The organism is Pedobacter sp. 10L46_2 (genome assembly GCF_056395165.1).
Map to the genome: position 1 here is coordinate 1 of NZ_JBFTIZ010000256.1, position 6,129 is coordinate 6,129.

Consider the following 6,129-nt stretch of genomic DNA (forward strand, 5'->3'; position numbering starts at 1 on the left):
CCATATACAACACCAAATGTTTTAAGAGATAAAAGTGGAAACCCATTTGGATTATCACCTTGGGTTGGCCAGGAATTAATTAATCCCCTTGCTTATATTCAAACAAAACTTGGGAATTATGGCTGGGATCATAACATAATTGGAAATGCGTTTGCAGAACTACAGCCTATTAAAGATTTAGTTTTTAGATCAACGTTAGGAACCAAGATTGCATTTTATGGCGATGATGCATTTAATCCGGTTGCCTATTTAAACTCATCCAATATCAGAACTAAAAACTCATTTGTACGTAATTGGAACAATGTTTTGAATTACAATTTTGAAAACACGTTGAGTTATTCAAAAACGTTTGGAAAGCATAATGCGAATATTATAGTTGGTCAGGGAATTTATCTTGATGAAAATGTCAAAACTTTAAATGTGACATTCAACAATATTATTGCAAATAACTTTGAAGAAGCAAATTTAAATTATAAACCAGTTAGTGCAGACAGAACTGCAGATGGAAACGATGGGACAGTTCATAAAGTTAACTCTTTATTTTCTCGTATATCTTATAATTATGACGAAAAATACCTCTTTACCGGTATTATCAGAAGAGATGGTTCATCGCGTTTTGGTGATAACAATAAGTTCGGATACTTCCCTTCATTTTCATTAGGATGGGTGCCTACTAAAGAGAATTTCTGGAAGGAAAATAACGTTATAAATTTCTTTAAAATCCGTGGGGGTTACGGTGTAACAGGTAATGATCAAATTTCCAATTTTGCTTACAATGCCCTGGTTTCAAGTGGACGGAACTATACTTTTGGAACTACAGATGTCAGCTCAATAGGATGGAGCCCGGCAGCCCCTTCTAATCCGGATTTGAAATGGGAAGAAACCCGCCAGACAACATTAGGTTTTGATGCCACTATATTCACCAACTTTACTTTGGCCTTTGACGTTTATAAAAAGAAAACAGTTGGAGTACTTCAGTATCCAACACCCCCAAGCTATCTAGGTGTAGCTGGAGCCCCAGCCCAAAACATTGGAGATATGGAAAATAAGGGTTTGGAACTTGAACTTGGATATCGTAAAACATTCGGAGAATTTAACCTTGGCGTAAATGGAAATGTTTCCTTCTTAAAAAACAAAGTAACTAAACTTGCCACAGGTAAATTATTTATTGAAGATGAAGCCCAAAGCTTTCAGGGTATGGGCAATATTACCCGAACAGGAATAGGGCACTCTTTCAATGAATTCTATGGTTACGAAACACTTGGCATTTTTCAAAATCAAGCGGAAATTGATAGTTATGTCGGACCAGGGGGAACTAAGCTGCAGCCTAATGCAAAACCCGGAGATGTTAAGTTCGCGAATTTAAATGGCGATAATCAGATTGAGGCAGCAGATAGGACATATCTGGGAAGCCCGATTCCAAAATATACTTATGGCCTAACAATAAATATGGCCTATAAGAAATTTGATTTTGTAGTGTTTGGAAGTGGAGCAGGTGGCAATATGATATTTCAAGGCTTACGTCGTTTAGATGTAACATTTGCTAACTGGCAAACTGACATCCTAAATCGTTGGACGCCTACAAATCCTTCGACTACCATACCAAGAGTTGTTGAAAAGGACGACAACAAAAACAACACTAATTTCACAAGAAGATATCTTGAAAAAGGAGATTATTTCAGATTAAAAACATTACAGCTTGGATATAACATTCCTAAAAATGTAATTCAAAAAATTGGTGCGCAAAAAGTACGTGTTTATGTAATGAGTGAAAACCTTTTTACCATAACTAAGTACACAGGGTATGATCCTGAAATTGGAGGAACTGTATTTGGAGTTGATAAAGGAATCTATCCGCAGGCACGTTCGTTTATGGTTGGATTAAATGTTGGATTTTAATAAACATCAAAATGAAAAATAAATTAACATATATAGCTGCTCTTTTTATTGGAGCGCAATTCATGGGATCATGTAAAAAGGATCTGGATGTAAATCCCAGAGAAAGAATACTTGAATCTAATTATTATAAAACTCCTGAACAGGCTTTTAGTAGTTTGATCTCGGTGTATGATCAATTTGGAAACCAGTCTGGTGGCTATTTAACCAAGCTAAATATTTTTTCTTCCGGGTCTGATGATCACTACGCTGGAGGTGATTCCCCATCTGATCTTGGTGATCTGCAGGCAATGAATAACTATACAGTAAGTTCATTATCCGGAGCACCAAGTTATCTGTGGGGTAAAGGCTTTACCGGGGTTTATAGGGCCAATATATTTTTACAAAAGGTAGAGGAGATTCAAATGGATGCCAGTACCAAAAACAGATATATTGCAGAAGCAAAAGCTTTAAGAGCTATCTTTTATTTCGACCTGGTTCGGATATTTAAGAACATACCCCTTATTTTAAAACCCGTTGAAACGAGTGATTGGTATAATGTCCTACAGGTTCCTCCTGCTGATGTATACAAACAAATTGAATTGGATTTAAAAGAAGCTATCCCCAATCTTCCGTTAACGGTTCCAAGAAACACTGAAGGTGGAAGGTTAACCCAGGGAGCGGCTCATGCAGTACTCGGTAAGGTATACCTTTGGCAGGAAAAATTTGCTGATGCCGCTACTGAATTTGCAGATGTAAACGGTCCTTCGCCCGGTACTACGCCTAGTAAATATGGTTATGTGCTAATGAGCAAGTTTGAGGACTTGTATAAACTCGCTAATAAATTCAATTCCGAATCCATTCTTGAGATTTCCTATAACAGCACTTCAAATATGGGCTGGGGTAATGTTGGTAGTGGCGAAGGTAATGTAGCTGGGATTATGTCGGGCCCTCGGAACTACAATATTCTAATTCCTGACAAAGCTCCGGATTATGTTTCCGGATGGAGTGTTATGCCATTTACTAAAGAGTTCTTTGCACTCATTCACTTCGATCCTCGTAATAAACCAACAGTTGCAAATTTAGATAGTCTTGAAAAGGCCGGTATTGTAACTTATAAACACGCCAACGATAATACTGGTTATTTTGTTGAAAAGTATGCTGGCAGAGTATCCACCAAAGCCAATAGCGGACAGCTTGAACTTAACTTCCCTTATAATCTTTATGAAATACGTTTGGCCGACACTTACTTAATGGAAGCTGAAGCTGTATTGAAAAGTGGAGGAGCTGTTGGAGCAGGAAGCAGAGCTTATGCTGCTTTAAATGCAGTAAGAGCCAGAGTTGGATTGAAACCAGTGGACGTTACCATGGATAATATAATAAAAGAAAGACGTATTGAACTAGCAGCTGAAGGACAGCGCTGGTTTGATCTTGTGCGTTGGGGACTTGCACCTGCTAAACTGGCCTTTAAAGGTTTTGTGGCCGGAAAAAATGAAACATTACCTATTCCAAATGGTGAACTAAATAATACAAAGATAGTTCAGAGTAAAGAGTGGGGTGGTACTAAATAATGCGCTAAGAGGTGGATAAGACATCCACCTCTTATTTCTGTTTTCTAATATACATCACTTAATAATTATGAGATCAAAAAAGCTCAGTTCAATTCTAGGGCTGGTTATTACATTTGTTTCATTTGTCGCAAATGCTCAAAATGATGTGAGCCTATGGCTTACAAAAGCAGATAAATCAGTTCTATTTACCAAACAGAAAAGAATATTGAAATTTGCGGGCATAAAAAATAACAATCCAACCATTGTAGTTGATGAGAAAGAGTCTTTCCAATCAATTGATGGTTTTGGCTATGCGTTAACTGGAGGAAGCGCCCAACATCTCATTAAAATGAGCCCTAAAGCAAGGGCAGCTTTGTTAAAGGAATTATTTGCTACTGATGGTAATAATATTGGGGTTAGCTATATACGACTGACCATCGGTGCCTCAGATCTAAATGAGAAAGTATTTTCATATAATGATTTAGCTGAGGGAGAAACAGATTTGGAGCAAACCAAATTTGAATTGGGTCCCGATCGAATAGATGTAATTCCTGTAATGAAAGAAATACTTTCTATCAATCCAAATATCAAAATAATGGGGTCGCCCTGGTCGCCACCGCTATGGATGAAAACATCTTATGATGCAAGAGGGGGGATGTTAAAACCTGAATTTTATGAAGCTTATGCAAAATACTTTGTCAGGTATATTCAGGATATGGGTAAAGAAGGAATTCATATAGATGCTGTTACTATTCAAAATGAACCACTTCATCCTGGCAATAACCCAAGCCTGCTGATGGTGGCACCTGACCAGGCAATCTTTATTAAGAATAACCTTGGACCCGCTTTCCAGAAAGCCGGTTTAAAGACAAAGATTATTATATATGACCATAATGCGGATCGTCCTGATTATCCAATTACGATTCTAAATGATCCTGATGCCAGGAAATACATTGATGGGTCTGCTTTTCATCTTTACGGCGGAGAAATTGAGGCATTAACAGATGTGCACAATGCCTATCCTGACAAGAATATTTATTTTACAGAACAAATGGTTATTGAAGATCCAAACGAAAATAGGATCAACATTTTATCACCAATTAAAAGACTCATTATAGGAGCTACCAGAAACTGGAGCAGAAATGTTTTAGAATGGAATTTAGCAGCAGATCCTGAAAATAAACCTTTTACGGATAGAGGAGGATGCCCGATGTGCCAGGGCGCAGTTACGATAGATGAAGATAAAGTGACAAGGAACCTAGCCTATTATTCGATAGCGCATGCATCTAAATTTGTTCGCCCTGGTTCTCTGCGAATTGCTTCCAGCGAGCCCAAAGAGCTTTCTAATGTTGCATTTAAAACTCCTGACGGAAAAAAAGTACTAATAATTGCCAATAGTGGAAAGAATGCACAAACATTTAATATTAGCTTTAATGGTAAATTACTAAGCGATACGATTGGCAATGGTGATGTTGCAACCTATATCTGGTAATATATCCTCAAAATAACTTTAACACACAATTTAACTTATACTCTTTTTATGTTTCAAAAATTAACATTAGTCAGGCTATTTTTTATAATAGCGGTATCTGTTTTGTATTCCACGTCTGGCTTGGCACAGGGCTTTTTAAGGGCAGATGGAAAGAAGATTGTAAATGAAAAGGGCGAGAATGTATTATTAAGAGGAGTTGGTCTTGGGGGATGGATGCTCCAGGAGGGTTACATGTTAAAAATAAATAAAGAAGGTCAGCAATATCGTATTCGGGAAAGAATTGAAGAGTTAATGGGGGCGAAACAAACCCAGGAATTTTATGATCTGTGGCTTGCCAATCATACCAGAAAGATTGATGTAGATTCAATGAAAGCATGGGGCTTTAACTCAATCAGGTTACCAATGCATTATAACCTTTATACATTACCTATTGAAAAAGAATCTGTGAAGGGACAAAATACCTGGCTAGACAAGGGATTTGCGATGACAGACTCTTTACTTTCATGGTGCAAGGCAAATCAGATGTATTTAATTTTGGATCTTCATGCAGCACCTGGTGGACAGGGAAATGATTTAAATATTTCAGATCGAGACCCTTCAAAACCGTCACTATGGGATAGTCCTGCTAATCAGGAAAAAACGATAGCTTTATGGAGGAAGTTAGCAGAGCGATATGTCAATGAACCCTGGATTGGAGCATATGATATCATAAACGAACCTAACTGGGGATTTGAGGACCTTGCAAAAGACAAGAATGGAATAAATGAAAAAAAGAATGAGCCATTAAAGAAATTAATGGTTGATATCACAAAAGCAATAAGAGAGGTTGATAAAAAACACATTATTATAATTGAAGGTAATGGCTGGGGAAATAATTATAATGGCATTCTTCCTCCTTGGGACAATAATATGGTTCTAAGCTTTCATAAATACTGGAGCTATAATGATCAGGCATCGGCGGAAAATATGATCAAGACAAGAGATCAGTATAATATTCCTGTTTGGTTAGGTGAGACAGGAGAGAATTCAAATGTTTGGTTTACCGAGGCCATTCGCTTATTTGAAACTAATAATATTGGTTGGGCATGGTGGCCGCTAAAGAAAGTTGGGGCCAACAATCCAATGGAAATAAAATCTAACCTGAACTATAATGATGTTGTAAGTTATATAAATGGAAATGGAAATAAACCTAAAGAAAGTAATGTTTATAGT

Annotated in this window: 4 protein-coding genes; all 4 read left to right on the top strand. The window is 37.2% G+C overall.

The window, feature by feature from the left end; translation table 11 throughout:
* Positions 1-1,899, top strand: a 1,899-nt coding sequence (locus AC1DDX_RS21370; RefSeq protein WP_477622563.1) for a SusC/RagA family TonB-linked outer membrane protein, incomplete at its 5' end; no start/stop codon positions are given.
* An 11-nt stretch (positions 1,900-1,910) separates the two neighbouring features.
* A complete protein-coding gene (locus tag AC1DDX_RS21375; protein ID WP_172659577.1) occupies positions 1,911-3,446 on the top strand; it encodes a RagB/SusD family nutrient uptake outer membrane protein in 1,536 nt (511 codons plus the stop codon).
* 67 nt (positions 3,447-3,513) lie between these two features.
* Positions 3,514-4,917, top strand: a complete 1,404-nt coding sequence (locus tag AC1DDX_RS21380; RefSeq protein ID WP_288880982.1) for a glycoside hydrolase family 30 protein — start codon at positions 3,514-3,516, stop codon at positions 4,915-4,917.
* Positions 4,918-4,965: 48 nt separating this feature from the next.
* The coding region (locus AC1DDX_RS21385; protein WP_477622564.1) for a glycoside hydrolase family 5 protein at positions 4,966-6,129 on the top strand (1,164 nt) is incomplete at its 3' end.